Origin of the sequence: Thioclava sp. JE_KL1, from assembly GCF_009296265.1 — a bacterium.
GTDB lineage: Bacteria > Pseudomonadota > Alphaproteobacteria > Rhodobacterales > Rhodobacteraceae > Thioclava.
Map to the genome: position 1 here is coordinate 550258 of NZ_WBJS01000001.1, position 25820 is coordinate 576077.

A 25820-nucleotide genomic window follows, 5' to 3' on the forward strand; every position below is an offset into this window, starting at 1 on the left:
CCAAAACGCCCCTCCCTTCTCCGCATCCCCGACGTTCCACACGCTCATCCCGGAACCGATCGCGTCGGTAAGGGGCTGGCGGGTCGGACGGGGATACGCCCGAAAATGCTAGCGCTGCCATTCCTCCTGTGACAGCGCTGTCATATTGCGAACTGCAAAGACGACTTGTCAATCAGCAAATAACAAAAACTTGTCTCAGGACAGGTGTCGGAACGACGCGCCCTCCCCGGCGGAAAGTAGTTCCGAGCCCCGCCAAAGCGTTTCAAACAAGGGTCTTGAGACATTCCGGCTTGTCATCGAGCCGGGTCCGTGGTGATACTCGCAAAACATGACAGCGCTGTCATAGTCAGCGGGGCGAAAGCACCCCGACCGCAACAAAGGAGCCCGCCGATGACCGACGAAAGCTACGAATCACCCCGCCCCCTGGCGATGATCCACACCGTCGCCGGGCTGATCCCGGAACTCGAAGGTCTGGCGCAGGAGCACCTGCCCGACTGGAAAGTGTTCAACATGCTCGACGAGAGCCTTTTGCGCCTGACGATCCGCGAGGGATCGGTCAGCCCGATGACGGCGCGACGCCTGACGGGCATGATCTGGTCGGCGGTCGATGCGGGGGCCGAAGCCGTGCTCGTGACCTGCTCCAGCCTCGGCGGCGCGGTCGAACGTATCGCACCGCTCTGCCCGGTCCCGCTGATCCGTATCGACGAGGGGATGGCACAGGAGGCCGTCGCAAAAGGCCGCCGCATCGGCGTGCTCGCGACCCTGCAATCGACCCTGACACCCACCGTCGAACTGGTCGAACGCGTCAGCCGCGAGGCCGGGGCGGACAGCACCATCACGAGCGAGGTCGTCGAAGGCGCCTTTGAGACGCTGCAATCGGGCGACCGGGAAGGACATGACGCGCGGGTGGCCGAAGGCATCGCCCGGCTCGCCCGCGAAAACGACGTGGTGGTTCTGGCACAGGCCTCGATGGCGCGCGCGCTCGAACAGCTCGAGCCGAGCGCGGATGACCCGCCGGTTCTGACCAGCCCGACGCTGGGCATCGCCCATGCAGCAAGACGTCTGGCGCGCTGATCGCGCCTGAAGAAACGATACTCAAGAGGAGGAGATATCCATGAAATACAGAACCCTAGGACGATCGGGGCTCAAGGTCTCGGTGCTCACGATGGGCACGTTCACCTTCGGCGGCGCGGGCGCCTTCAAGGCCGTCGGCGCCCAAGGCGTCAGCGAAGCGCGCAAGCTGGTCGACACCTGCATCGATGCCGGTATCAACCTCTACGACACCGCGAACATGTACTCGACCGGCCTGTCGGAAGAGATCCTTGGCGAAGTGCTCGACGGTCGGCGCGATGACGTGCTGATCTCCTCCAAGGCGCGGATGCGGATCGCCGACGGCCCCAACGACGAGGGCTTTTCGCGCTATCACCTGATCCGCGAATGCGAACGATCCCTCAAGCGGCTGCGCACCGACCACATCGACATCTACCACATGCATGAATGGGACGGCGTGACCCCGATGGAGGAGATGGTCTCGGCGCTCGACACGCTCGTGCAACAGGGCAAGGTCCGCTACATCGCCTGCTCCAACTTCTCGGGCTGGCACATCATGAAGGCGCTCGGCGTCAGCGACCGGAGCCTGCGCGAGCGCTTCGTGGCCCAGCAGATCCACTACACGCTCGAGGCTCGCGACGCAGAATACGAGCTGCTCCCGATCTCGGTCGATCAGGGGCTCGGCGTGCTGGTCTGGAGCCCGCTCGCCGCCGGCCTCCTGTCGGGCAAGCACCGCCGCGGCAAGGACACCCCGGAAGGCTCGCGTCAGTTCGCGGGCTGGACCGAGCCGCCGATCCGCGACGAAGAGAAGCTGTGGAACATCGTCGATGCGCTGGTCGAGATCGGCGACGCGCATGGGGTCTCGGCCGCGCAGGTCGCGCTGGCATGGCTGCTGACGCGTCCTGCAGTCAGCTCGCTCGTCATCGGCGGACGCAACGAACAGCAGTTCCGCGACAATTTCCGCGCCGTGGATCTGGAGCTGAGCGAGGACGAGCTGAAGCGCCTGCACGAGGTCAGCAAGCTACCCGTGATCTACCCCTACTGGCACCAGCAGCAATTCGCCTCGGACCGGTTCAGCCCGGGCGACTGGGCGCTGCATCGCGATTACATCGAAAGCTGATGAGGGGCGCGCCTTGGTCTCAGGCGAAGGCGCGCATCCAGTCCAGACCATCCTCGGTCCGGCCCGCCGGGCGGTATTCGCAGCCCACGAACCCGTCATAGCCCAGCGCGTCCAGCTCACGCAGGATGCGCGTATCGTCGAGCTCACCGGTGCCGGGCTCATGCCGATCCGGGACGGCAGCGATCTGCACATGCCCGATGATCGGCGCCATCTCCCGCAGCCCCATCAGCACGTCACCGTGCAGGATCTGGCGGTGATAGATGTCGAATTGCAGCTTGAGATTGGGCAGCCCCAACGCCGCGATCAGATCGGCGGCGAAGCTGAAATCATCCAGAAAATAGCCTGGCATGTCGCGCGTGTTGATCGGCTCGATCACCACGTCGCGCCCCTGCGGCCCGGCGGCATCACAGACCCGCCGCAGCGAGTCGCGATAGGCCTGCAGCGCTGCCGTATCTTGGCGTGAGGCCAGCCCGCTCATCACATGGACCCGCCCGACCCCGGTCGCCTCGGCATAGCGCAGCGCGGTATCGATCGAGGCCCGGAATTCCTCTCCGCGCTCCGGCAGAGCCGCCAGCCCGCGATCGCCTGCCTCCCAGTTGCCGGGCGGCAGATTGAAGAGCGCCTGCGTCAGCCCGTGCTCATGCAGCCGCTCCGCGATCGCCTCGGGCGGGTGGTCATAGGGAAAGAGATATTCGACCGCATCGAAGCCTGCCTTTTTCGCCGCAGCGAAGCGGTCGAGAAAATCGTGCTCGGTGAACATCATCGTCATGTTGGCGGCAAATCTGGGCATCGCTCAGCCCTCGCTCGCGGGGGTGGCGGTGGGCAGCTCGAGACCTGCGATATCCGCCAGCATCCGGGCGACCGAGGCGTCATCGTCGCGCCCCATCCCGGCCGCCGCTGTCATGACGAACATCTGCATCGCCGTGCTTGCAATCGGGGTCGGGAATTTCATATCCCGGCCGATATCCGCGACGATCCCGAGGTCCTTGGTGAAGATATCCACCGCACTGCGCGGACTGTAATCGCCCTCGAGCACATGCGGCACCCGGTTCTCGAACATCCAGGAATTGCCCGCCGAGGCGGTGATCACCTCGTAGACCTTTTCCAGATCCAGATCCATCGCCTTGGCGAAGGTGATCGCCTCGCAGGCCGCTGCGATATGCACCCCGGCCAGAAGCTGATTGACCACCTTGAAGGCCGCGCCCGTGCCCGCCTCCTCGCCCAACTCGTAGACCTTGGCCGCGACGCTATCGAGCGCCGGGCGGATGCGCGCAAAGGTCGCGGACGGGCCCGAGCCCATGATCGTCAATTCACCGCTGGCCGCGCGCACGGCGCCGCCGCTGATCGGCGTGTCGAGATACTCCACGCCCACCTCGGCGCAGCGCTTGGCGAAGACGCGCGCCAGATCGGGCGCCATCGTGGCGCAGGACATCACGACGCCGCCTTTGGACATGGTCGCGATGGCGCCGCCCGGTCCGAAAAGCACCTGCTCTGTCTGGTCGGCATTGACGACCACGGCGATCACCAGGTCCGCATCTTGCGCACCCGTCGCAGGGTCGGCCGCAACCGCGCCGCCAAGGGCGGAGAAGCGCTCCATCGCATCGGCATTCACATCGACGCCCGTCACCGCGAACCCGTCTCGCAGCAAGCTCTCGGCCATGCCGAAGCCCATCGATCCCAGACCGATGACACAGACCTTCGTCTCTTGGGGTGACTTCATGCGGAATACCTCTCAATCGCCGATTTCTAGTCTCACTCCGCCCCCTCCCAGCGTCCATCTTGCGCTTGCTTTGCTGGAATGATAGCGTTGTCATTACATCGTTAGCCCGAGCCGCAACGGCTTGGCAAGGGCTATGTGAAATCGCCGTCCCGAGCCGTCGGGGCGATCGGCGATCTGTGGACCGAGGGAGGAATTTCCATGCTGATCGGAGCGGTCGCCGACGATATTACCGGCGCCACTGACCTGTGCCTGATGCTGTCACGCAGCGGGTTGAAGACGCGGCAGGTCATCGGACTGCCGGGGCCGCAAATGGACCTTTCGGGGGCCGATGCGGTGGTGGTGGCGCTGAAGTCGCGCACCATTCCGGCAGCCGACGCGGTCGAGATGTCGCTGCAGGCCGCAAAGACTCTGCGCGCAGCTGGGGCGCCGCGCCTGATGTTCAAGTATTGCTCGACCTTCGACTCCACCGACGAAGGCAATATCGGGCCCGTCACCGAGGCCCTGATGGAGTTCACCGGCGCGACGCTGACCATCGCCTGCCCCGCCTTCCCGGCGACCGGGCGCACGGTCTACAAGGGCCACCTTTTCGTAGGCGATCGCCTTCTGTCGGAAAGCCCGCTGAAAGATCACCCGCTCACCCCGATGCGCGACCCCGATCTGGTGCGGGTTCTGGGGCGGCAGACGGCGCTGAAAGTGGGCTCCATCGACATCACCACGATCCGGCAGGGAGAGGCCGCGCTGCGCAAAGCGCTCGACGCTGCACGCGCCGCTGGCACCCGCATCGTCGTCACCGACACGATCGACGAATCGGATCTGATGACGCTCGGCGCGGCCTGCGCGGAGATGCCGCTGATCACCGGCGGCTCGGGCATCGGTCTGGGTCTGGCCGCAGCCCTTCGCGACCAGAGCGACGCGCAAAGTGCACCGGATCGGATGCCGGCCCCGGAGGGCCGCTGCGCGATCCTCGCGGGCTCCTGCTCGGTCGCGACCCGCGGCCAGATCGCGGCGGCGCAAGCGGCGGGCCTGCCGAGCCTCGCGCTCGACGTAGAGGCGCTGACCGAAGGCAGACAGAGCGCGGATGAGATCGCCGACTGGGCCATCGCGCAGCCCGCCGACAGCACGCCCCTGATCTATTCCAGCGCCGATCCCGCGCAGCTCAGCAAGATCCAGTCCCGTCTGGGCCGTGACGCCTCCGGCGCGCTGGTCGAAGACACGCTGGCCGCGGTCGCCGAACGCCTGCGCGACGCCGGGTTCACCCGGATGCTGGTCGCGGGTGGCGAGACGTCGGGCGCTGTGACGACGGCGCTCGGCGTGCGCCTGCTCGACATCGGTCCCGAGATCGACCCCGGCGTGCCGTGGACGATGAGCCTGTCCGGCCCGCGCCTCGCGCTCGCGCTCAAATCGGGCAATTTCGGTGCCGAGGATTTCTTCCTCAAGGCGTGGGACCTGCTGGAGCCGGAGGCCGAACATGTCTGACGAAACGCGTCTGCGCGACCAGATCTGCACCATCGGGCGCTCGCTCTTCGACCGCGGCCTGACCGCCGGGTCTTCGGGCAATATCTCGGCGCGGCTGCCCGATGGCGGTTGGTTGATGACGCCCACCAACGCCTCGCTCGGCACGCTCGACCCGGCCCGGATCTCGCTCTTCGACCGGGACGGCAACTTCGTCTCGGGCGACAAGCCGACCAAGGAGTCCTTCCTGCATTTCGCGATGTATGACGAACGTCAGGAGGCGGGCGCGGTGATCCACCTGCACTCGACCCATTCGACGGCCGTCTCGATCCTGCGCGATATCGACCCCGAGGACGTGCTGCCGCCGCTGACCGCCTATCACGTGATGCGCGTGGGTAAGCTGCCGCTGGTCCCCTATTACGCGCCGGGCGATCCCGAACTGGCCGAGGCCGTGCGCTCGCTCGCCAGCGCGCATCATTCGGTGCTGCTGGCCAATCACGGCCCCGTCGTCGCAGGCACCAGCCTGTCGAACGCGCAATACGCCGCCGAAGAGCTGGAGGAGACCTCCAAGCTGTTCCTCGCGCTGCAGGGCCACGCGATCCGCCCGCTCACCCAGTCGCAGGTCGCGGACCTGCGCAAGCGTTTCAATCTCTGACCCGAATTTCACGACCTACCGACCCAAGCGGAGCACCCAATGACTAAGACCCAGGAAACCATCGGCTTCATCGGCACCGGCCTGATGGGCCACGGCATGGCCAAGAACATCGTCGAGAAAGGCTATCCGCTGACCGTGATCGCCCACCGCAACCGCAAGCCGATCGAGGACCTGGTCTCGCGCGGGGCGACCGAGGCATCGTCCTACGAAGACCTCGCCGCCCGTTCGTCGATCATCTTCCTGTGCCTCACCGGCGCGCCCGAGGCCGCCGAGGCGGTCGCGAAGCTGACCCCGGGCCTGAAAGAGGGCAGCGTGATCATTGATTGCTCGACCGGCGAGCCGACCATGACGATGAAGCTCGCACAGGACATGGAGGCGATCGGCGTCGCCTATGCCGATGCGCCGCTCAGCCGCACCCCGAAAGAGGCCTGGGAAGGTACGCTCGATTGCATGGTCGGCGCGGATGAAGAGCTGTTCGCACGCATCCAACCGGTCATCGACACCTGGGCGGGCAAGATCGTGCGCGTGGGCAGCCTCGGCGACGGCCACCGCATGAAGCTGCTCAACAACTTCATCTCTCTCGGCTATGCCGCGCTTTATTCCGAAGCCCTCGCGCTGTCGCGCAAGGTGGGCATTCCGGTCGAGCAGTTCGACAAGGTGATCCGGGGCGGCCGGATGGATTGCGGCTTCTATCAGACCTTCATGGGCTACGCGCTCGAGGGCAACCGCGAGGCGCACAAGTTCACCCTCGCCAATGCCTACAAGGACCTGCGCTATGTCGAGACGATGGCCAATGCCGCCACCGTCGCGACCCCACTCGCCAGCACCGCCAAGAATGCCTTCGCGATGGCGATGGCAACCGGTGGCGACGGCTCTGAAGATTACGTGCCGCATCTCGCGGATTTCGTAGCACGCGCGAACGGGCTCGACTGAGCCCACGCACCTCCCGAAAGCGACGTTTCAGCCCGGCCAGAAATGGTCGGGCTGAGCATTTTTCAGCTCCACCTGAGAGGGTCGTTTTGAGTGTTCGAACATGGCCGACCTCAGGTCCTTCGGGAGGACATTTTCGGGTCCGATGGGTGCCACCCCTCACTCGTCGGGGTGGAACAGATGCGTCCGGGCGGGGTCGAACGCCAGATCGATCCGTTCGCCGCGTTCGAATTGCTTGTCCTCGCTGAAGGCGGCGATCAGGCTCGTGCCGTCCGCCATCGCCAGATCGACGACCGTTTCACTGCCCAGCCGCTCGACCAGAGACACCTGACCGTGCAGGACGCCCTCATCGGGCTTGCTGGGGGTGACGTATTGCGGGCGCAGGCCGAGCAGGGCGGTGTCGCCGGGGGCGAATTTACGACCGCGCACGGGCACGATGATCGGGTCCATGGAGTGGCGCGCGACCTTGGCGTTTTCGCTATCGGCCTCCACGACTTCGACCTCGAGGAAATTCATCGACGGCGCGCCGAGGAAGCCTGCGACGAAGCGGTTGGCCGGGTTGTGATAGAGCTCCATCGGCGAGCCCGACTGCATCACCAGCCCGTCGCGCAGCACGACGATCTTGTCGGCGAGCGTCATCGCCTCGACCTGATCGTGGGTGACGTAGATCATCGTCGCGCCCAGCTGCTTGTGGAGCTTGCCGATCTCCATGCGCATGTCCATCCGAAGCGCCGCGTCGAGGTTCGAGAGCGGCTCGTCGAAGAGGAAGACCGAAGGGTTGCGGGTGATCGCGCGCCCGATCGCGACGCGCTGGCGCTGGCCGCCGGAGAGCTGGCTGGGGCGACGGTCGAGCAGATGCTCCATCTGCAGGATCTCGGCGGCGCGCTGCACTTTCTCCGCCTTCTCGGCTTTCGACGCGCCCGAGATGGTGAGGCCGAAGGCCATGTTGTCGCGCACGCTCATATGCGGGAAGATCGCGTAGCTCTGGAACACCATCGCCACGCCGCGTTCGCGGGGCTGCACGTCATTGACGCGCTCGCCGTCGATCTCCAGCGTGCCGCCCGAGATGTCCTCGAGCCCTGCGATCATCCGCAGCAGCGTGGATTTCCCGCAGCCCGAGGGACCTACGAAGACGCAGAACTCGCCATCGGCCACGTCGATATCGACGCCGCGGATAACCTCATGCGCACCATAGCTCTTTCGCAGACCGCGCAGCTTGATGTCTGCCATGTCACTTCCCTCCCTGCTCGGCATCCGCGTCGATGTGAAGATAACCCTCCGCATCCACGAGAACGGGCTCCGGGTCGCGGATCTGGCCGACGAAATGGTCGTGGCCGTTGTCGTCGAACCCCATGATCACCAGACCCTCGGCGGTCTTGAGGATACGCGCGGCATAGCGCCGGCACGGGTTCGCGCCATCGAGAAAGCCGGGGGCGATCCGCCACGGCCCGCGCGGATCGTCTGCGATCAGGTAGTGGTTGCCGGTCACCGGGGTCATGCCGGTTTCCGCGATACGCGCGCGGCTCCAGTGCTCGGCGGCGGTGCAGAACAGGCAATACCAGCGCCCGTTCTCCTCGAAGACCTGCGGCACTTCGAGCTGACCGAACCCGCCGACGAAGACCGGCGGCTGCAATTCCCAGTGGATCAGGTCGGGCGAGGTGGCGAAGCCGATGGCCCCGGCCTCATTCGCCTCTTCGATGCCGGGGGCGCGGGCGGTGAAATACATCAGCCAGCCGTCGCCTGCGGGATCGCGCATCACCCAGGGGTCGCGCATTGCCCGGTCGTGCCAGTGACCGACCATGTGTTCGGCCTCGTAATGCGCGGCATTGGGCCCGGTCAGGTCGAGGCAGAGCCCGTCGCCCACGCGGTCCCAGTTGTGCAAGTCGCGCGAGGTCGCGTGACCGATGCGCTGATAGAGCCCGTCTTCAGACTGCCGACCGCCCGTGTAGAACAGGTGCCACAGCCCGTCATCGTCGCGCAGCACTGACCCGGTCCAGGTGACCAGGTCGTCCCAGGCCGGGGCCGGCGCCGGGGCCAGCGACGTCCCCAGATGGTGCCAGCTTATCAGGTCGTCCGAGACCGCGTGGCCCTGGCTGACGTTGAAGTGGCGCAGGTCCGGATCGCCGAGCGACTTGTCGGCCTTCAGGAACCAGGCATGCCAGCGTTCGCCGTCATGGGCATACCAGCTGTCCCAGACCCATTGCTTTTCGAGTGCGAGAACCATGTCGGATTATCCTTTCACGCCGGTGGAGGCGATGGAGGCGATGAACGCCTTTTGAAGCACGAGATAGAAGGCGAGAACCGGCACCGTGATCAGCGTCAGGTAAGCCATGATCTCCCCCCATGCGGGGTTGAGTTGGAAGAAATACTGCAGGCCGACCATTACCGGGCGATACTGCTCTTGCTGGACCACGATCAGCGGCCAGAGATACTGGTTGTACATGATCAGGAATTTCAGGATCGCGGCGGTCGCGATGACAGGCCCCGAGAGCGGGATCACCACGCGGCGATAGATCTGGAACCAGCTTGCGCCCTCGACGCGGGCCGCCTCGATCAGCTCGCCGGGAAGGCCTTTGAAATACTGCACGAAGAGGAAGATCGTCAGCCCGTCCGCGATCCACGGGATGATCTGCACGCGGTAGCTGTCGAGCCAGCCCCAGCTGAGCCCGTCCAGCCCCAGCCAGGGCAGTTTCGACACTTCCAGCAGAAGCGGGATCGCGATCGTCTCGAACGGCACGATGAAGGTCGCGAGAATGATCGAGAGCATCACGTCGCGCCCGCGCCATTGCAGGAAGACGAAGGAGAACCCGGCCAGCGAACAGATCACCAGCGACAGCAGCACGGTCGTGCCGGTCACGAAGATCGAGTTGAAGACGAAGAGCCCGACCGGGGCGCGCTCGAAGGCGCCGGTGTAATTGTCGAGGCTGAGCTGGCCCACCGGCAGGAAGGCGCGCAGGCTCGACGTGTCGCGCAGCAGCTCGTCGCTGGGCTTGAAGCTGGACATCACCATGAACAGCAGCGGCAAGACGAAGATAAGCGCGATCAGGATCAGCACGAGATAGCGCACACCCAGCCGCAGATTGCGGTTATCGGAACCAATGACACTCATTTCAGCGCTCCCTCGTCAGCCAGCGTTGGATCATCGAAATCACCAGAACGATCAGGAACAGGATCACCGAGATCGCCGAGCCGCCCGCGATGTTCTGCATCCCGTAGCCGCGTTGCACGGCCTGGAAGACCAGCGTCTGGGTTGAGTCGAGCGGCCCGCCCTTCGTCATGACGTCGATCTGGGCGAAGATCGCGAAGGCCTGCATGGTGATCACGATCAGCACCAGCACCGCGGTGTGGCGCAGCCCCGGCCAGGTGACATAGCGGAAGGTTTGCCATTTCGACGAGCCTTCGATCGCTGCGGCCTCGTAAAGCGTGGGCGGGATCGTCTGAAGCCCGGAAAGCCAGATCACCATGTGGAAGCCCACCGCCTGCCAGATCGACATCGTGATGATCGCGCCAAGCGCGGTATGTGGATTGCCCAGCCAGTCGACGGGTTGGAAATGCCCGAAGCTCAGGAAGGACAGCATGTTGTTCAAGAGCCCGTTCTGTCCCGAGTAGATGAAACGCCAGAGCAGCGAGACGACGACGATCGAGACGACCACGGGCATGAAATAGATGGTGCGGAAAATCGTGATCCCGCGCAGTTTCTGATTGATCAGCAGCGCGAGACCCAGCGCGATCGCGGCCTGGATCGGTGCGACCATCAGCACGAAGATGCAGGTGTTGAGCAGCGCTTTCCAGAAGACAACGTCGCTTGCGATCACCACATGCGCCGTGTCGCCCGAGACCCAGCGAAACCATTCCTGCATGCCGTGATATTGCGGCGTGTCGGGGTTGCGCGTGATGGAGCGCAGGCGGGGAAATTCGGCCTGCCCGTCGGCATCGGTGACGGTCTTGCCCGCGCTATCGGTCTTGGCCTGAAGGTCGACCACCGCGATGTTGAGCATTTCCCGGTAGTTCTCGAGGCCGACGAAACGCGTGGCATTGGGCGAGATCAGCCGCTGGTTGGTCAGCGAGAAGCCGACGCCCAGAAAGAATGGCGTGATGATGAAGGCGAGGATCAGCACGATGCCCGGCAGGGCAAAGGCCCATCCCGCCCGATTGGCGGAAGTCAGTGACGAGCGCATGGCGCGGTCTCCCGGTCTGAAGTTGGAGGTGGGGGCGCGACAGTCGCGCGCCCCCGCGGCACAGCGGCTCAGTTCTTCTTGTAGCCGTCGTTGCGCTTGATATCGGCGTTGATCTGGTCGGTGGCGGAATCGAGCGTGTCGATCACGTCAGCCCCGTCTGCGATATCCGCGGCGGCCTTCTGGAACACCTTGGAGTCGACGACGTAGCCGGGCGTCACCGGACGCTTCTCGGCTTGCGCCTCGGACAGGCCGTAGAACACCGCAAGCGGACCGCCCGACTTGTAGTTTTTCGTCATCTGCGCGGCCGACTTGGTCGCCGGGATCAGGCCGAGCGCATCCGAGAACTCCGCCAGATACTTGTCCTGCGTCGCGAACTTGATGAACTCCGCAGCACCCTCGGGAGCCTTGGAGCTGGCCGAGATGCCGAACTGCCAGGACGCGCCGCCGATCTTGGAGCCGTTGCCGAAGTCCGGCGCAGGCAGGAACTCGACATCGTCGACCTTGTCCATCGTCTTGACCGCATTCCAGTTGCCGTTCCACGAGAAGGCGTATTTGCCGTCGATGAAGCCGGTTTCATGGGCTGCCGGGTCCTGGCTGGTGCCGGGCGCCAGCTTGTCGGTGAACAGCGACTGCCACCAGTTGCCCCATGCGACCGCGGCGTCGCCGTTGAGCACGCCCTCTGCGGTGTCGTAGGTCTTGCGGTTGACCAGCCCGCCGCCGAAGCTCTGCAGGAAGGGCAGGAAGGCATAGGGATACCACTCGCCCTTGTCCGACATGCCCAGATCGATCGCGTAGTCGAATTTGCCGCTCTTCTTCGCGGCCTCGAGCGCGCTCATGAACTCGTCTTTGGTCCAGGGCTTGTCGAGCGTGGGCGTGCGCAGCCCCAGCTCTTTCATCGTGGACTTGCGTGCATAAAGCGCGACCGCCGCGTCCCAGAGCCCGATCGAGTAGAGCTTGCCGTCATAGACGCCCTTGGTGCCGGGCAGGAAATCCTTGAAGTGATCTTCCGGGATCGGCAGCGGCTGCAGATAGCCCGACCAGGCCCAGTTCGGCATGATCGGCCCGTCCATGTCGAGAATGTCGGGCAGGTTGCCCGCGAGGGCTGCTGCCGTCACCGAGTCGTTGTAGCTGTTTTGCGGGAAGCTCTGCAGCGCGACCTTGTAGTCCGACTGGCTCTTGTTGAAGTCGTCGATGATCTGGTGGACGATCTTGCTCTCCACCTTGTTGCCTGCGCCGTGATACCACATCGTCAGATCGGTGGTCGCGAAGGCAGCACTGCAGAACCCGGTGGCGGCAATGACCGCCCCGGCCGTCACATTCAATAGTTTCATGTCATCCTCCCTTGGATGTCTGGCTTTCGAGTTCGAGGTCGGTCACGGAGGAGCGCCAGAATACGCGTCCCGCCACCCGCACAGGGTCGTGCGGACGGGATGCCTCCTCCGAGATCAAGGAAAGCAAAAGCTCGGCCGCCTGCCTGCCCATTTCGGCATAGGGCAGTTCGACCGTGCTCAGCGGCGGGTAGAGGGTCTCTGCGATCGCGCGGTAATTGTCGAAACCGGCGATGGAGATATCCTCCGGGACACGGATGCCGCGGGTGCGCAGCAATCCGTAAAGCTGCATCGCCATTTCGTCATTGCCGCAGCAGATCACGGTTGGCGGCTCCGGCAGGGCGAGGATCCGGTCGAGCGCCTCATCGAGCCACTGGTGCAGAAATTCGGTGTTGATCGGGTAGCCTGTCGATACGAGCGCGGGGTCGTAGGCGATCCCCGCGGCCTCAAGCGCTTCGCGATACCCCTCGATGCGAAGCGGCACCGCATCCATCGCGGGATCGAATGTCAGATAGGCAATGCGCCTGTGGCCATGCGCGGTCAGACGCTCGACGAGCCGTTTCTCACAGGCCTTGTCGTCGGGCACGATCGCCGGGGTTCCGTGCGCGTCGTAGCAGTTTGCGAGCACCAGCGGGCACGCCGGTGTCGCGGTCTCGAAGGCCACCCGCTTGTGATAGTCGGCGACATAGATTAGCCCCTCGACCCGATGCTCCTGAAACGTGCGCAGGAGTGCGGGAACCTTGTCGATCTGTCCGGCCGTATCCGCGATCATCAAGGTCAGATCGCGCTCGGCGACGACCTGCTGAATGCCCTGAAGGATGAACAGATCGGGCAGCCCCTTGGGGTCGGACAGCTCGGCCGTGCGCGAAATCGCCCCCGTCACGACGCCGATCAGTCCCGACCGGTTCGAGCGCATCATGCGTGCCGCGCTCGAGGGGACATATTTCAACTCGCGAATGGCGGCTTCCACCTTCTCGCGGGTCTTTTTGCCGACCGGCGCATCCCCGTTCACGACGCGCGACACCGTTTTCGGCGAAACGCCAGCCAGCTTTGCTACATCGTAAATCGTCGACACGACGACCCCCTCCAACGCAGAGAAAACTCCGCGACTCCCAAAAGACATCGATGTCATAATTAAAAATGTCATCGATGTCAAATTGAGTTGGGAGGCGACCCTTAGGCCCTGCCCCGTGCGCCAAAGAAGTGCGCTATCCCGAACTGGTGCTCTCCCAGAACACTCAGCACCACCACGAAGTCCGGGAGATCGATAAGCGGTTCAATATCTTCGGAATGCATATTCCGCGCAGGGCCCGCACGCGCGCGATCGTTCTCGGGCCGATTGTAGCCGCGCAGCACGACAAGATCGACGCCGAGCGACGACAGGCCGCCCCCCATGACTTGAGGATCACGTGCGCCGCAGCCCGGCAGTCAGCGGGCGGCCCGCAAGATCTGCTCGACCCCCTCCGCGTCCAAGGGGATCGGATTTCCTCCGGCACAGGGATCGCGCAACGCATCGGCGACCAGAGCGGGAATATCACCGTCATCAACCTTGACGCCCATCTCGCTCAGCGTCGAGGGCATGTCGATGCGCGCCTGCAACGCCTCCAACCACGCAAGAACCGCCGCGCCGGGATCGTTGCCCTCAAGGCGCAATCCATGCGCGAGCGTCGCCATCTGCTCTCTCACGGCAGGCAGGTTGAAGCGGAGCACATGGGGCATCAGCACCGCATTGAGCATTCCGTGATGCGCATCGTAACGCGCGCCCAAGGGATGCGCCAAGGCATGCACCGCCCCGAGCCCCTTTTGCAGGGCCGTGCAGGCCATCGCGGAGGCGACGATCATGTTCGAACGCGCCTCGAGATTTTCAGGCTCCCAATAGGCCGTCGCGAGCGCTCCGTCGATCATCTTCAGCGCCGTCAGGGCCAAGCCATCGGCCATCGGGTGCCAGCCCGGCGCACAGAGTGCTTCCAGCGCATGCGAGAGCGCATCCATACCGGTTGCAGCCGTCAGAGTGGGCGGCAGGCCAACGGTCAGCTCGGGATCGAGGATCACCAGCTCCGGCAGCATCTCGGGGTGGAAGATGATGACCTTGCGATGGGTCTGGGTATCGGTGATCACCGACGATCTGCCGAATTCGGAACCCGTCCCTGCCGTTGTCGGGATCGCGATGACAGGCACCATTCCCTCGGTCTGAACGCGCCGGAAGTTGTCGCCGACATCCTCGAAATCCATAAGCGGGCGCGACTGCCCCGCCATCATCGCGACCGCCTTGGCAGCATCCATCGCGGAGCCCCCACCAAGCGCGATGACGCAATCATGGCCGCCTTTGCGCAAGACCTCCCGTCCCGCCATGACATTTTCCACAGTGGGGTTTGGCTGCACATCGTGGAAAAACCCGGGCTCCATGCCTGCAGCTTTCACGATCTCCAGCGCCTGCGTTGCGATCGAAGAGGTCGCGAGGCCCCTGTCTGTGATCAGGAGCGGTGCCGTCGCACCGATCTCCGCCAAGCCTGCGGGGAGATCGGACAGGCGCCAAGCTCCGAACCAGACTTGCGTCGGGAAGCTCCAGCGCGCGTGGAGGCTCGCAAAATCGAATTCACTCATGGGAAGGTCCTGTCGAAGTGATCAGCTCTCGGCAATCGCGCTCAGGCGGCGACGGGCGGCGCGTTTGCGCAACCTGTCGACGGCGAAGATCAATACCAAGGCGGGGATGAAGGTCAGCGTGGCGAGGGCCGGGTAGATCGGGGACGAACCCACAGCGATCCCCGAAAAGACGAAGGTCGGGAGCGTGCGCGTCGAGCCCGAGAGGCTGTAGGTTATGTAGAAATTCCCCCACGATAGCAGGAAGGCGAAGATCGCGGCCGAGAAGATCCCCGGCCAGATCAGGGGAAGCGTGATCTCCCGCAGGATCTGCCAGCGGGTCGCCCCCGCATCCTCGGCGGCATAGTCGAGCGTGTTGTCGTAGCCCTGCATCTGCACCGAGATGATCACGATGCAGAACGGCGTGATGTAGATAACATGCCCGATCACCGCAGACCAAAGCCCGGGCGACATGTTCAGCCAGCCGGCCAGCACCGAGAACCACAAGAGCATCACGACGCCCAGCAGAAGCTGCGGGAACAGGAGCGGCGCGAAGGTCAGGATACGAAAGCCCCACTGGAAGCGGAACTTGTAGCGGCTCCAGGCGAAGGCGCCGCCTATGCCAAGAAGAGTCGCGAAGACCGTCGCGAGCACCGCGAGAAGCGCCGAATTGCCAAGCGCGGACCAGAAATCGCGATCCGCCAGCAACTCGCCATACCAGCGGGTCGAGAATTCGGGGATCGGCCAGGACAGGAAGCGACTCTTGGTGAAGGAGAACAGCACCAGCGTGGCAATCGGGATGTAGAAGAAAATCAGCGCGGCGAACACGGAGCCGTAAAGCAGGACATCCGCAATTCGCTTTTCCATGCGATCAGTCATTTACCACCCTCCGCGCCTGCCAGAGCGCGACCGCTCCGGCCACCGTCAAAGCCGCCGCCCCGATCACTATCAGGACGAGCGTCAGCGCCGCCCCCAGGGGCCAGTTCACGCGGGTCTCGAAACTCTGGCGGATCAGTTCCGCCGCGAGCGGAGAGGTCCCGCCCCCCATCACCTTCGGCTCGAGAAACACGCCGAGGCTGAGGACGAACACCAGAACCGCGCCCGCCCAGATGCCGGGCTTTGCAAGCGGCAAGGTCACCTCGATGAAGGCGCGCAGCCGAGACGCACCCGCGTCACGTGCCGCGAGCACCAGATCTCCGTCGATCCGCGCCATGGAGAGCGCGATGGTGAAGATCGTATAGGGCAGCAGGTTGTAGACCATGCCGATCATCGTCGCGTTCGGCGTGAAGAGCACGTTCACCGCGGCCGGCGGAAATCCGATCGCCTCGAGCGTGCCGTTCAAAACGCCGGAGCGGTCGAGAAACAGCACCCAACCGAAGGTCTTCAGGACCGCGTCGGTGAGAAAGGCGAAGACCATCAGCAGCGTGATATGGTCGGACCAGCGCGACAGGCGATGCAGCATGCCATAAGCGATCGGGATCGCGAGGATGGTGCAGAGCACCGTGCAAACCAGCGCCATCATCAAGGTGCGCCACATGATCGTCCAGTAGTGGACCTGGCTGAACACGTCGGTCCAGACCTTCAGATCCCAAGTCCAGACAAGCCGATAGTATTGCGTGCCCTGAAAGCTCAGGAGCGCCGTCATGATCAGCGGGATCACGAAGAACAGCCCCATCAGCAGCAAGAGCGGCAAGGTCGACAGGCGCAACGCCCCGTCCCGCCAGGATTTCTGTATCTCGGCCATCGTTTACGCCTCCACGGCGAACAGGTCGCCCAGCGCAAGGCCGAGCTTCACCGGATCGCCCTGTTTCGCCGGCAAGGTGGAGGTGCCGGGGATATCCATCACGATCTCGGTTCCAGCCGCCGCGATCCGATATTGTATCGATGCGCCCCGGATAAAGAACTCGTTCACCGTCCCGGTGATGGTACAGTCGGCGCTTTCACCTTGCGCAAGCAGGCGCAGCATTTCCGGACGGATCATCAGCGCGGCATCGGCCCCCGCCGCGACACCGGGCGCGACCTGATCGGCAGCAATGATCGGGTTTGGGCAATCGAGAACGTCGCAGGAGAACCGGAACGCATCGCCCTCTCGGGTGACCTCGGCGGGCAGCAGGTTGGTATCCCCGATGAACCCGGCCACGAAGGCATTCGCGGGGCGGTAATAAATCTCGGACGGCTCGCCCAGTTGCACGATCTTTCCCGCGCGCATGACGCAAATCCGGTCGGCGAGCATCATCGCCTCTTCGAGGTCATGCGTGACGTGGACGAAACTCGTCCCGACATGGCGATGCAGGTGCTTGAGTTCAGCCTGAAGGGATTTCTTCAGCTTCGCATCGAGCGCGCTCATCGGCTCGTCCAGCAGCAGCACCGGCGGCTGCGACACCATCGACCGCGCGAGCGCCACGCGCTGTTGTTCCCCGCCCGACAGCTCATGCGGATAGCGGTTAAGGTAGCTCTCCTTGAGATGCATCAGCTCCAGCATCCGGCGCACGGCGGCGTCGATCTCGGGCTTCGGGCGTTTGGCCAGATGCAGCGGGAAGCCGATATTCTGCGCGACGGTCTTGTGCGGGAAGAGCGCGAGCTTCTGGAACACCATCCGCGTCGGTCGGGCCGAGGCGGGGATCTCGGTCATATCCTCCCCGTCGATCACGAGACTGCCTGCTGACAGGTCCTCGAAACCGGCCAGGATCTTGAGCAATGTGGTCTTGCCGCAGCCCGAAGGCCCGACGAGGGCCAGAAATTCTCCATTGGCGACTTCCAATGAGATATCGGTCAGCGCGCGATAGGTGCCGTAGTATTTATCGATTCCGGTGGCTTTGATGATGGGAGAAACCAAGGGGGACTTCCTGTCTCAGAAAGGGAGCAAGGGCGGCGAAACCGCCCTTGCAAATCGGGAGATCAACGCGCGGCGGCCAGTTCCTGAGACCAGATCTCAAGCATTTGGTCGATATTCGGCGCCACGTTGTGGAAGTGGGATTTGTCCCAGGCCTCCCACATGTAATCCATCTGCAGCACGTCCTTCTGCTCGTCGGTGAACAGAGCTTCGGCCTCCTGCGAGGGCACGAGGTTGCAGGTTGCTTCCGTCCAGGCGAGCTTGACGGCCACTTCCGGCGAGGTCAGGTCGCGCAGCAGAGCCTTGGCCTTGGCATCGTCGACCGGGTCTTTCACGACGCCGCCCGCTTCCATCCAGATGATGCCCTGGTTCAAACCGTCCTTGGGCTCCGGCACGATCGACATGATCTCTTTCTGACCATCCTTGCGCAGCGCCGAGGTGCAGTAGGTGCCGCCCCCGATCAGGGTTCTGAACGAGCCGTCCATCAAACCCTTCTGCGCGACCGACAGGTCACCGACGATCGCCCGCGTGTTCTTGAAGAGCGCGCGCAGCACGAGGCGGATCTCGTTGAGCTCGGCGTCGTCGAGCTCCTTGTAGGGATCGATCCCGGCATAGAGCGCCATCGGCATGATCGGCCAGTCGCCCCAGTCGAGCACACAGATCTTGTCCTTGTAGGCCGGGTCGAAACAGGGGGCGTAGCTGCTCCAGTTCTCTAGCTTGTCATACTTGGTGTTGACGGTCGGCCCGACCCAGCCCCAGCGCGTCGGCAGGCCCGTCGTCTTCCCGTCGAAATCCAGCGGCGCGAAAGGGGCGCGGAACTGCGGGTAGAAGCTCTCGTAGACATCGGCGAACTCGGCATCGTCGAGGAATTCCCCGATATCGGCCGGCCCCATGCGCTGCACCCAGGGGCTGTCGGTGGCGACGACGTCGAAATCGCGCCATGCGCCGGCTGCGAGCTTGGCGAAACCGCCGGGGCTGTCGGTGATGAGGTCGATCGAGATCGAAACGTCGTTCGCCTCCTCGAAGGGCTTGATGATGTCGGGGCTGTCATAGCCCTCCCAGCACATGAATTTCATCGAAGTGGCGGCGTGTGCCTTTCGCGGCATCAACCCTGCCCCCGCGAGCCCTGCCGCGCCCATGCCTTGCAGGAACGTGCGGCGGTTGGGTGAAAACATCGGTATTCCCTTGGACTTTGTCATCTCTCTTTACTCCCGGTTGGTTGGATCAAGGCCAGCTTTGTTTTCTTGTTTCAGACGACCTCTAGGTATCTTTCCCGTTCCCAAGTGCTCACATGGCGAAGGAAAGAAGCGTATTCGTGGCGCCGCGCACGCACGAAACTGTCGATGAACACGTCGCCGAAAATCGCCCGAGCGACTTTGCTTTCGTTCAGCCGCTCGGCGGCCATGCCAAGATCGCTCGGGAAACGGGTGTCGGGCGACGGGTCCAGAAGATACTGATCACCGGAGGCAGGCGGGCCCGGGTCAAGCTCGTTCTCGATCCCCCACAACCCGGCTCCGAGGCACATGGCCAAGGCCAGATGCGGGTTCGTATCTGCCGATGGCACACGGAACTCCACGCGGGTCGCATCGGGGCTGTCATTCATCACCCGCGCCGCGACCGTGCGGTTCTGGATCGCCCATGAAGCCGCCGTGGGCGCCCACATCCCCGGAACCATCCGGCGATAGGCATTCACCGTCTGGCTGCACAGCGCGAGCATCTCCGGCATCAAAGCGACCAATCCTGCGATGAAATGCCGGGCGGTCTGGCTCAGCCCGTCCGCATCGCCGGGATCGACGAAGGCGGGGCTGTTGTCGGTCAGGTTACGCAGCGAGACATGCAGGTGCCCGGATTGCCCCGAGAGGTTTTCATTCAGCTTCGACATGAAACAGGCGGTGAGCCCGTGGCGCCGGAAGTATGTCTTCGCGAAGTTCTTGAACAAGGCGGCATCGTCGGCGGCTTTCACACCGGGCGCATGGGTCAGCGGCACTTCCAGACAGCCGGGGCCAAGTTCCGTATGCAGCGCATCGAGGCCGATCCCGAGGCTCTCCATCATCGCCACGAGCCCATCGAGCAGCTCGTGCTCATTCGCCAGCGTCTCGAGCGAATAGGTCTTGTTGCCCAGCGCATAATGCTTGGGCTCGGCAAACCCGCCTTCGCGCAGGCTCGCCGCGTCCTCGTCGAGCAGGTTGAACTCGAACTCGAAAGCCGAATGGACCGAGAAGCCCATGTCCCGCGCTTTCTCGAGCTGGCGGATCAACTGATTTCGCCCCGACCGCTCTCCGAAGGGCATCGCATAATCGGCGATGCAGATCGCCTGATCGCCCTCAAAAGGCCAGGCGCGCACCGTCTCGGGGAAAAGCTGCGCCGGAACATCGGTATAGTCGCCGCTCCCATAGGTTTCCTCGGCGCTATCCCAATTGTAGAGCACATCGCAGAACGGGTAGCCCCCTTGGGCCAGCTTCTCCGCCTTGGCGCGCGCGACCCGTTTGACGCGGAACATCCCGTCCTGATCGAAAATCCCGATATGCACATATTGTGCGCCGATCCGATCGAGCATTTCGTGCATATCGACATGATGGGGGGTATCAGCTTGCATTCCGCAGCATTCCATTTTTTCTTGATCGGGTTCAGCTTAGAGCCTTGGCTGAGCCTACCAATACCCCCCGAGGGGTATGCCGCGTTCCCCGCAAGGGGCGCCGCGGATCAAAGCGAGACCGGGAACGATGTCAGGATGGAATGAGCGCATCGCGGATGCGATCACTGCGATGGGGACCGAAGAGTTCGCCCGAACGCTCGACCGGGCGACGGAGACGCTGTTTCCCTACAAGATTTGCATGGTCTTTGCCTATGAGGGCAACGCAACGCCGCAATCGCTCTACCACAATCTGCCGCCGGATGCGGCGCGGATCGTGATCTGGGATTACTGCACCGGCCCGTATCTGCTCGACCCGTTCTACGCCGAGACCGAACGGCGGCGCTCGGGGATGGCCGGTCTTCGACAGATGGCACCGGACAAGTTCTTCCAATCGGAATATTACGCCAAGCATTACAGCCGCACCGGCATTCGCGACGAGATCGGCATCTTCGCCGCGATCGGGCCGGAGCGGGTCGCGGTGATCAGCTTCGCCCGGGAACGCGGCCAGCCGGTTTTCAGTGCGCGCGAGCGGACGCGTCTCGCCGAGGTGGGCCCCGTCATCGAAGCCCTGATGCGCGGCCATTGGGGCGTCACGGCAGCGCGCGAGGCGCGCGACGATGCGGCAGATAGCGCCCTGCCCCCTCTGCAGGTCCTGCTCGACCGAATTGCCGGAGGGGTGCTGACCCCGCGCGAAACCGAGGTGATTGCGATGGTGCTGCGTGGCTACTCAACGACCGCAATCGGCGCAAATCTCGAGATCAGCGACGAGACGGTGAAGGTCCATCGCAAGAACGCCTACCGGAAGCTTTCGATCTCGTCTCAGGCGCAGCTCTTCTCGCTCTTCCTGAAGGCGCTGGACGAAAGTTCAGTGGCAGGTCAGTTGCAGCAACGTCGATCCGGGTAGCCCTGCGCCCTGCGCCGACGACGACTGCGAGACGGCTAGAAAACCATACTCCCGACATCTTCGCGCTTCGCTTCGCGAACTGCCTCTGGCGCGGCGCTCGTCATCGACTGGTAGGCCATCAGTTCGACCGTGTCGCGGATGGCCACGAAATGCCCCTCCCCTACTTCGCGCAGCGCGATGCGCTCGGGGCCTGTGGCGCGCGGCAGCAGAAGCTTCGGCGTTTTCAGGTCGGCTGCGCGCTCGCGCTGGAGCGGTCTGCGCTGCGGGTCCGGATGCGGCACCGCCGACAGCAGTCGCCGGGTATAGGGATGCAGCGGGTTCTTCAGAACGGTGTCGGTCGGCCCGGTTTCGACAACCTGCCCCGCCCACATCACGGCGATGCGGTGGCTGACGCGTTCGACGACCGCAATGTCATGGGAGATGAAGAGGAACGAGACGCCCTCTTCCTTCTGCAGCTTGGCGATCAGATCGGTGATCTGCCGCGCAACCGATACGTCGAGGGCTGAAACCGCCTCATCCGCGACGATGATCGCCGGTTTGACCGAAAGCGCGCGGCAGATGCAAAGCCGCTGACGCTGCCCGCCGGAGAACTGGTGCGGGTAGCGGTCCATCGCGGCGGTTTCCAGCCCGACCCGTTCCAGCAGCTCGCCCGCCATCGCCCGCCGCTCGGCGCGCGTCATCGGGTTGCGGATATGGGCGGGCTCGGTGATCAGATCATAGACCGGGAGCCGCGGGTTGAGGCTGGCATAGGGGTCCTGAAAAACCATTTGCATCTTTCCGCGCAGCGGGCGCAGCTCTTGCGCCGTCAGCCCGGTCAGGGTCTGCCCGCTCAGCCGAACCCGCCCGCCAGACGCCGTCTCGAGCCCAAGCAAGGTCCGCGCCAGAGTGGATTTGCCACAGCCGGATTCCCCCACCAGCCCGAGCGTTTCTCCACGCCCGAGGGTCAGCGAGACCTCGTTGACCGCGTGATAATCGAGCGCAGGCCGCCCCGGAGCAGCGCGGCGCACCGGGAAACGAACCGACAGCCGGTCGACTTCGAGGAGCGGCGCATCGGCGCCGAGCGGTCGTTTCGGAGCCCCCGCGCCCAGCATCGGCGTCGCCGCCATCAGGTTGCGGGTATATTCGGCCTGCGGTGCGGCGAAGATCTGCCCGACCGGACCGGTTTCGACCTGTTCGCCGCGGCACAGCACGACCACGCGGTCGGCGATCTCGGCCACCACCCCCATGTCATGGGTGATGAACAGCACGGCCATTCCGCTCTCTTCCTGCAGCTCTTTGATCAGCGACAGGATTTCCGCCTGCGTCGTCACGTCGAGCGCGGTCGTCGGTTCATCGGCGATCAGCAGATCGGGCTGGCAGGCCAGCGCCATCGCGATCATGACGCGCTGACGCAGACCGCCCGACAGCTCGTGCGGATATTGCACCAGCCGCCGTTCGGGTTCGGGGATCTTGACCCGCGCGAACGCGGCACGGGCCACCGCCAGCGCCGCCTTGCGGTCCAGCCCCTGATGCAGGCGCAAGACTTCTGCCACCTGTTCGCCAAGCGGCATCACCGGGTTGAGCGCGGTCATCGGCTCCTGAAAGATCATAGAGATCCGGTTGCCGCGCACCTGCTGCATCTCGCGTTCCTCGAGCGCCGTGATCTCGACCGGCGTGTCGCCGTCCAGATCGATGCGCCCACCAGTCAGGCGCCCGCCCTCGCGTTCGATCAGGCGCATCAGCGCCAGCGCGGTGGCGGATTTGCCCGAGCCGGACTCCCCCACCAGCGCGACGGTCTCTCCGCGTACGATGTCGAAGCTGAGCCCCGACAGCGCGGTGTGGGAGCCGAAAGCGAGGCTCAGGTTCTGAACGGACAGAAGCGGTGCGCGGCTCATGGATCAACTCGCGGCTGCGGCAGCGCGGCGGACGCGTGCCTCGGGGTGGTCGGCGAAGGACGGCAGCGGGGGCGTCCAGCGGCGATGGCGGGGAGTGGTCTCGAAGGAGAAGGGATCGTCGCCCACGACCTCCCAGCGGAAGCTGTCGCCCAGTTCGATCATCCCCATCGCGCCGGCGGGCTCGCCCTCGGTGGTGAAGCTCTCGGTCAGAGATTGCTGGGTCAGATGGGTGATGCCGTCGACCGTGGTGACAGTGTTCCAATGCACGTGACCGGCAAGACAGACGACCGGCACCTTCGCGCGAGACAGAGCGGCACGGGCGCGCTCGGCCATCGGATAGGTCGAGCTGGCCGGGTTGTTCTCGAAATAGTAGTTGCCCAGCTGCGAATGACCCGAGATCGGCACATGGCTGACCACGAGCGTCGGACGATCGCTCGCCTGCATGGTGCGCGAGAGCCAGACCACATCGGGCTCGGTCAGCACGAAGCCGGAATAGTCGGGCATCCGGCGGATACGCGTATCGGCACGCCACAGGACGATGCGCCAGCCACCGACATCGACGACCCCGTGATCGAGCGTCTGGCCGAGGATCCCTTCGTTATCCGAGACCTCCAGATGATCGCGATCATGGTTGCCGTTGAGATGCAGGATCGGGGCCTCGACGGCGCGGAAGGCCTCGGCCACCTCGGCTTCCAGCCGCAGGTCGGTGTCGCGGTTCTCATCCGAGATCCGGTCCCCGAGATCGAGCACCAGATCGGCGCCGCCGTCGCGAACGTAACGGGCGAAGTCTTCCATCAGGGGCAGCGCCATGTCGCCGCGCTTCGCGGTCGAGGGCTTGCCATGGTGGATATCAGTGACGATGGCGATACGGGTGGACATACTGAAACTTTCCAAAGAGTTGGGGGAAGGTGCCCGCCGCCGCGCATAAGCGGCGACGGGCGGGGAGCGTTAGTTGGAGGCGAAGGAGATCGCCCCGGCGCGGAAGTCGAGCACATAGGGGATGTGGCCGGGCTTCGGCGCCCAGGCGATATCCTTGCGCATCGCCCAGCTCTCATAGGGACGATAGAGCGGCAGCACCGGCGGGTCCTGCTTGATGCGATCCATCAGCTCGGCATAGGCGGCGCGACGATCCGCGACATCCTTGGAGAAGCGGAACTTGTCCCAGGTCTTGCGATAGGCTTCGTCGGTGGTGAAACGGCCTTCCGATTCCGAGGCCGCATCCGGAGCCCACATGACGCCGAACGAGCCGAAGGGGTCCGCGAAATACATCGGGTTCGACCAGTTGCGGGTCATCATGTCCTTGCTGTTGCCGGTCCATTTCTCGGCAACGTTCACCTTGCCCTTGATGCCGACCTGCGCCCACATCTCGACGATGGCCTGCGCGGCCAGAAGGCCGTTGGTGTAATAGACCGGGTCGGTGTCATAGGTGATCTCGAACCCGTCATAGCCAGCTTCCTTCAGCAGTTCGCGGGCCTTCTCGGGATTGTATTCGAAGGTCTTCAGCTCCGGCATGTAGAGATCGCCGTATTCCTTCATCGTGTGGGTCGAGGGAACGACGGCCTTGCCCAGCCAGAGCGCCTCGTTCAGCGCGTCGCGGTCGATCGCGAGGCTGAGCGCCTGACGGATGCGCGGATCGCGCAGCTTGGGATGGTTGGTGTTCATGATCATGACGTGGAACAGCGGCGTGACGCTGCCCGCGGCCTTGATGCTCGGGTCGGCTTCGATCAGCGACAGCTGGTCGGGCGCGACATTGGTGATCATGTCGACTTCGCCGGTCTTGAGCGCGGTGATGCGCGAGGCGGTTTCCGGGATATGGATCACGGAGACCTTTTCCAGCGGCGCCTTGTCGCCCCAGAAATTGTCGAAGCGGGTATAGACCACGCGCTCGCCGGGGCTGAACTCGCTGATCGCATAGGGGCCGGTGCCGACCGGAGCCATCGAGAAGGCTTCGTAATCGCTGTCCTCGGCCACGTTCGGATCGCCGGTCAGGCCCTTGGTGTAGTCTTCGGGGATGATCATGACCTGCTGCAGGTTCACGAGCGTTTCCCAAAGCGGCTCTTCGCGCTTCACGGTGATGCGGACGGTGTAATCGTCGACCTTCTCGGCCTTCTCGAAGTTGTTCAGACGGTCCTTCGAACGCACCATGTAGGGCGGGAACGTGGCCTGATACATGCGGTTGAGCGAGAAGACCACGTCATCGGCGGTCATCGCTTCGCCGTTCTGGAAAGTCACGCCCTGACGGAGCTTGAACTCCATGACCTTGGGCGAAACGAGGTTCCATTCGGTCGCCAGACCGGGCCGCCATTCGCCGCCGATCTTTTCGTGATCCTTGTCGATCAGCGTGTCGAAGGTGTTGTAGTAGAACTGCGAGCCGACATTCGAGTGGTCGCGGCCGGGATCGAGATATTTGGCGACGTTGGCAGCGCCGACTTTCAGTTCGCGGGCCTGAGCCCCCGTGACGCCAGCGGCAGCGATGCCGGCGGCAAGAGCGGTGGAAACGAGCAGTCTGAGCATTGGTATCTCCATTGCAGGGTTTGACGACGGGCGCTTGCGGCCTTCTG

The 25820-nt window shown here is 64.1% G+C and carries 23 protein-coding genes; 6 read left to right on the top strand and 17 right to left on the bottom strand.

Translation table 11 applies throughout. The features are described from left to right. The first annotated feature begins 390 nt into the window (after positions 1-390). Together F8R15_RS02385 and F8R15_RS02390 are read left to right on the top strand one after the other, a co-directional pair. Positions 391-1074 carry an aspartate/glutamate racemase family protein gene (locus F8R15_RS02385; protein ID WP_152843274.1) on the top strand — a complete coding sequence of 228 codons (684 nt, stop codon included), beginning with the start codon at positions 391-393 and terminating at the stop codon, positions 1072-1074. Positions 1075-1114: 40 nt separating this feature from the next. Further along, on the top strand, positions 1115-2170 hold the full coding sequence (locus tag F8R15_RS02390; RefSeq protein WP_152843276.1) for an aldo/keto reductase: 1056 nt from the start codon (positions 1115-1117) through the stop codon (positions 2168-2170). Between the two features lie 19 nt (positions 2171-2189). Here F8R15_RS02390 and otnI read toward each other — a convergent pair whose 3' ends face one another. Both otnI and ltnD read right to left on the bottom strand, forming a co-directional pair. Next, positions 2190-2960, bottom strand: coding sequence for a 2-oxo-tetronate isomerase (gene otnI / locus F8R15_RS02395; RefSeq protein WP_152843278.1), 771 nt, complete (start codon positions 2958-2960; stop codon positions 2190-2192). Between the two features lie 3 nt (positions 2961-2963). Then, complete coding sequence (gene ltnD, locus F8R15_RS02400; protein ID WP_152843280.1) at positions 2964-3890, bottom strand: L-threonate dehydrogenase; 927 nt, start codon at positions 3888-3890, stop codon at positions 2964-2966. Between the two features lie 198 nt (positions 3891-4088). On the opposite strand from ltnD, the gene otnK reads away from it, so the two are divergent. From otnK to F8R15_RS02415, 3 genes are read left to right on the top strand one after another with little or no spacing between them, the layout of a single operon-like run. Continuing rightward, entirely contained in the window at positions 4089-5366 is a 1278-nt protein-coding gene (otnK, locus tag F8R15_RS02405; RefSeq protein ID WP_152843282.1) for a 3-oxo-tetronate kinase, read from the top strand. Beyond that, positions 5359-5997 carry a 3-oxo-tetronate 4-phosphate decarboxylase gene (gene otnC, locus F8R15_RS02410; RefSeq protein ID WP_078519932.1) on the top strand — a complete coding sequence of 213 codons (639 nt, stop codon included), beginning with the start codon at positions 5359-5361 and terminating at the stop codon, positions 5995-5997. Before otnK ends, otnC begins: the two co-directional genes overlap by 8 nt. 39 nt (positions 5998-6036) lie before the next feature. Then, the gene (locus F8R15_RS02415) at positions 6037-6930 is read left to right on the top strand and encodes an NAD(P)-dependent oxidoreductase (RefSeq protein WP_152843284.1); all 894 of its coding nucleotides are present in this window, start codon (positions 6037-6039) and stop codon (positions 6928-6930) included. 156 nt (positions 6931-7086) lie between these two features. Here F8R15_RS02415 and F8R15_RS02420 read toward each other — a convergent pair whose 3' ends face one another. The 12 genes from F8R15_RS02420 to F8R15_RS02475 form a co-directional block, all read right to left on the bottom strand. Next, positions 7087-8157 (bottom strand): ABC transporter ATP-binding protein, encoded by a 1071-nt coding sequence (locus tag F8R15_RS02420; protein WP_152843286.1) that lies wholly within the window; start codon positions 8155-8157, stop codon positions 7087-7089. Position 8158: 1 nt separating this feature from the next. After that, positions 8159-9151, bottom strand: coding sequence for a levansucrase (locus F8R15_RS02425; RefSeq protein WP_152843288.1), 993 nt, complete (start codon positions 9149-9151; stop codon positions 8159-8161). A 6-nt stretch (positions 9152-9157) separates the two neighbouring features. Beyond that, a complete protein-coding gene (locus F8R15_RS02430; RefSeq protein ID WP_078519936.1) occupies positions 9158-10036 on the bottom strand; it encodes a carbohydrate ABC transporter permease in 879 nt (292 codons plus the stop codon). Between the two features lies 1 nt (position 10037). Further along, positions 10038-11105 carry a carbohydrate ABC transporter permease gene (locus tag F8R15_RS02435; protein WP_078545702.1) on the bottom strand — a complete coding sequence of 356 codons (1068 nt, stop codon included), beginning with the start codon at positions 11103-11105 and terminating at the stop codon, positions 10038-10040. A 68-nt stretch (positions 11106-11173) separates the two neighbouring features. Continuing rightward, complete coding sequence (locus F8R15_RS02440; protein WP_152843290.1) at positions 11174-12436, bottom strand: ABC transporter substrate-binding protein; 1263 nt, start codon at positions 12434-12436, stop codon at positions 11174-11176. A 1-nt stretch (position 12437) separates the two neighbouring features. Further along, positions 12438-13508, bottom strand: a complete 1071-nt coding sequence (locus F8R15_RS02445) for a LacI family DNA-binding transcriptional regulator (RefSeq protein WP_368730992.1) — start codon at positions 13506-13508, stop codon at positions 12438-12440. A 353-nt stretch (positions 13509-13861) separates the two neighbouring features. Next, a complete protein-coding gene (locus tag F8R15_RS02450; RefSeq protein WP_152843294.1) occupies positions 13862-15037 on the bottom strand; it encodes an iron-containing alcohol dehydrogenase in 1176 nt (391 codons plus the stop codon). A 21-nt stretch (positions 15038-15058) separates the two neighbouring features. Then, the gene (locus tag F8R15_RS02455) at positions 15059-15892 is read right to left on the bottom strand and encodes an ABC transporter permease (protein ID WP_078519941.1); all 834 of its coding nucleotides are present in this window, start codon (positions 15890-15892) and stop codon (positions 15059-15061) included. Next, a complete protein-coding gene (locus F8R15_RS02460; protein WP_078545692.1) occupies positions 15885-16757 on the bottom strand; it encodes an ABC transporter permease in 873 nt (290 codons plus the stop codon). Before F8R15_RS02460 ends, F8R15_RS02455 begins: the two co-directional genes overlap by 8 nt. A 3-nt stretch (positions 16758-16760) precedes the next feature. Then, a complete protein-coding gene (locus tag F8R15_RS02465) occupies positions 16761-17849 on the bottom strand; it encodes an ABC transporter ATP-binding protein (RefSeq protein WP_152843295.1) in 1089 nt (362 codons plus the stop codon). A 62-nt stretch (positions 17850-17911) separates the two neighbouring features. Next, positions 17912-19021 carry a PotD/PotF family extracellular solute-binding protein gene (locus F8R15_RS02470; protein ID WP_158522092.1) on the bottom strand — a complete coding sequence of 370 codons (1110 nt, stop codon included), beginning with the start codon at positions 19019-19021 and terminating at the stop codon, positions 17912-17914. A gap of 74 nt (positions 19022-19095) precedes the next feature. Beyond that, positions 19096-20442, bottom strand: coding sequence for a glutamine synthetase family protein (locus F8R15_RS02475; protein WP_253732322.1), 1347 nt, complete (start codon positions 20440-20442; stop codon positions 19096-19098). Between the two features lie 127 nt (positions 20443-20569). Here F8R15_RS02475 and F8R15_RS02480 point away from each other — a divergent pair, with 127 nt between their 5' ends. Further along, positions 20570-21385 carry a helix-turn-helix transcriptional regulator gene (locus F8R15_RS02480; RefSeq protein WP_172976150.1) on the top strand — a complete coding sequence of 272 codons (816 nt, stop codon included), beginning with the start codon at positions 20570-20572 and terminating at the stop codon, positions 21383-21385. A 35-nt stretch (positions 21386-21420) separates the two neighbouring features. Here the strand turns inward: F8R15_RS02480 and F8R15_RS02485 are convergent, their stop codons facing one another. From F8R15_RS02485 to F8R15_RS02495, 3 genes are all read right to left on the bottom strand, one after another. Beyond that, entirely contained in the window at positions 21421-23259 is a 1839-nt protein-coding gene (locus F8R15_RS02485; RefSeq protein WP_152843299.1) for an ABC transporter ATP-binding protein, read from the bottom strand. Between the two features lie 3 nt (positions 23260-23262). Continuing rightward, on the bottom strand, positions 23263-24138 hold the full coding sequence (locus F8R15_RS02490) for a metallophosphoesterase (RefSeq protein WP_143594682.1): 876 nt from the start codon (positions 24136-24138) through the stop codon (positions 23263-23265). A 69-nt stretch (positions 24139-24207) separates the two neighbouring features. After that, positions 24208-25773, bottom strand: coding sequence for an ABC transporter substrate-binding protein (locus F8R15_RS02495; protein WP_152843301.1), 1566 nt, complete (start codon positions 25771-25773; stop codon positions 24208-24210). Positions 25774-25820: the final 47 nt, after the last annotated feature.

Bases quoted from the DNA above. Each gene is read 5' to 3' on its own strand.
- F8R15_RS02425 (WP_152843288.1), bottom strand. From the start codon at position 9,151: ATGGTTCTCGCACTCGAAAAGCAATGGGTCTGGGACAGCTGGTATGCC.
- F8R15_RS02485 (WP_152843299.1), bottom strand. From the start codon at position 23,259: ATGAGCCGCGCACCGCTTCTGTCCGTTCAGAACCTGAGCCTCGCTTTC.
- F8R15_RS02435 (WP_078545702.1), bottom strand. From the start codon at position 11,105: ATGCGCTCGTCACTGACTTCCGCCAATCGGGCGGGATGGGCCTTTGCC.
- F8R15_RS02440 (WP_152843290.1), bottom strand. From the start codon at position 12,436: ATGAAACTATTGAATGTGACGGCCGGGGCGGTCATTGCCGCCACCGGG.
- F8R15_RS02450 (WP_152843294.1), bottom strand. From the start codon at position 15,037: ATGAGTGAATTCGATTTTGCGAGCCTCCACGCGCGCTGGAGCTTCCCG.
- otnC (WP_078519932.1), top strand. From the start codon at position 5,359: ATGTCTGACGAAACGCGTCTGCGCGACCAGATCTGCACCATCGGGCGC.
- F8R15_RS02390 (WP_152843276.1), top strand. From the start codon at position 1,115: ATGAAATACAGAACCCTAGGACGATCGGGGCTCAAGGTCTCGGTGCTC.
- F8R15_RS02460 (WP_078545692.1), bottom strand. From the start codon at position 16,757: ATGGCCGAGATACAGAAATCCTGGCGGGACGGGGCGTTGCGCCTGTCG.
- F8R15_RS02490 (WP_143594682.1), bottom strand. From the start codon at position 24,138: ATGTCCACCCGTATCGCCATCGTCACTGATATCCACCATGGCAAGCCC.
- F8R15_RS02480 (WP_172976150.1), top strand. From the start codon at position 20,570: ATGTCAGGATGGAATGAGCGCATCGCGGATGCGATCACTGCGATGGGG.
- F8R15_RS02470 (WP_158522092.1), bottom strand. From the start codon at position 19,021: ATGTTTTCACCCAACCGCCGCACGTTCCTGCAAGGCATGGGCGCGGCA.
- F8R15_RS02420 (WP_152843286.1), bottom strand. From the start codon at position 8,157: ATGGCAGACATCAAGCTGCGCGGTCTGCGAAAGAGCTATGGTGCGCAT.
- F8R15_RS02455 (WP_078519941.1), bottom strand. From the start codon at position 15,892: ATGACTGATCGCATGGAAAAGCGAATTGCGGATGTCCTGCTTTACGGC.
- otnI (WP_152843278.1), bottom strand. From the start codon at position 2,960: ATGCCCAGATTTGCCGCCAACATGACGATGATGTTCACCGAGCACGAT.
- ltnD (WP_152843280.1), bottom strand. From the start codon at position 3,890: ATGAAGTCACCCCAAGAGACGAAGGTCTGTGTCATCGGTCTGGGATCG.
- F8R15_RS02385 (WP_152843274.1), top strand. From the start codon at position 391: ATGACCGACGAAAGCTACGAATCACCCCGCCCCCTGGCGATGATCCAC.
- otnK (WP_152843282.1), top strand. From the start codon at position 4,089: ATGCTGATCGGAGCGGTCGCCGACGATATTACCGGCGCCACTGACCTG.
- F8R15_RS02495 (WP_152843301.1), bottom strand. From the start codon at position 25,773: ATGCTCAGACTGCTCGTTTCCACCGCTCTTGCCGCCGGCATCGCTGCC.
- F8R15_RS02475 (WP_253732322.1), bottom strand. From the start codon at position 20,442: ATGCAAGCTGATACCCCCCATCATGTCGATATGCACGAAATGCTCGAT.
- F8R15_RS02415 (WP_152843284.1), top strand. From the start codon at position 6,037: ATGACTAAGACCCAGGAAACCATCGGCTTCATCGGCACCGGCCTGATG.
- F8R15_RS02430 (WP_078519936.1), bottom strand. From the start codon at position 10,036: ATGAGTGTCATTGGTTCCGATAACCGCAATCTGCGGCTGGGTGTGCGC.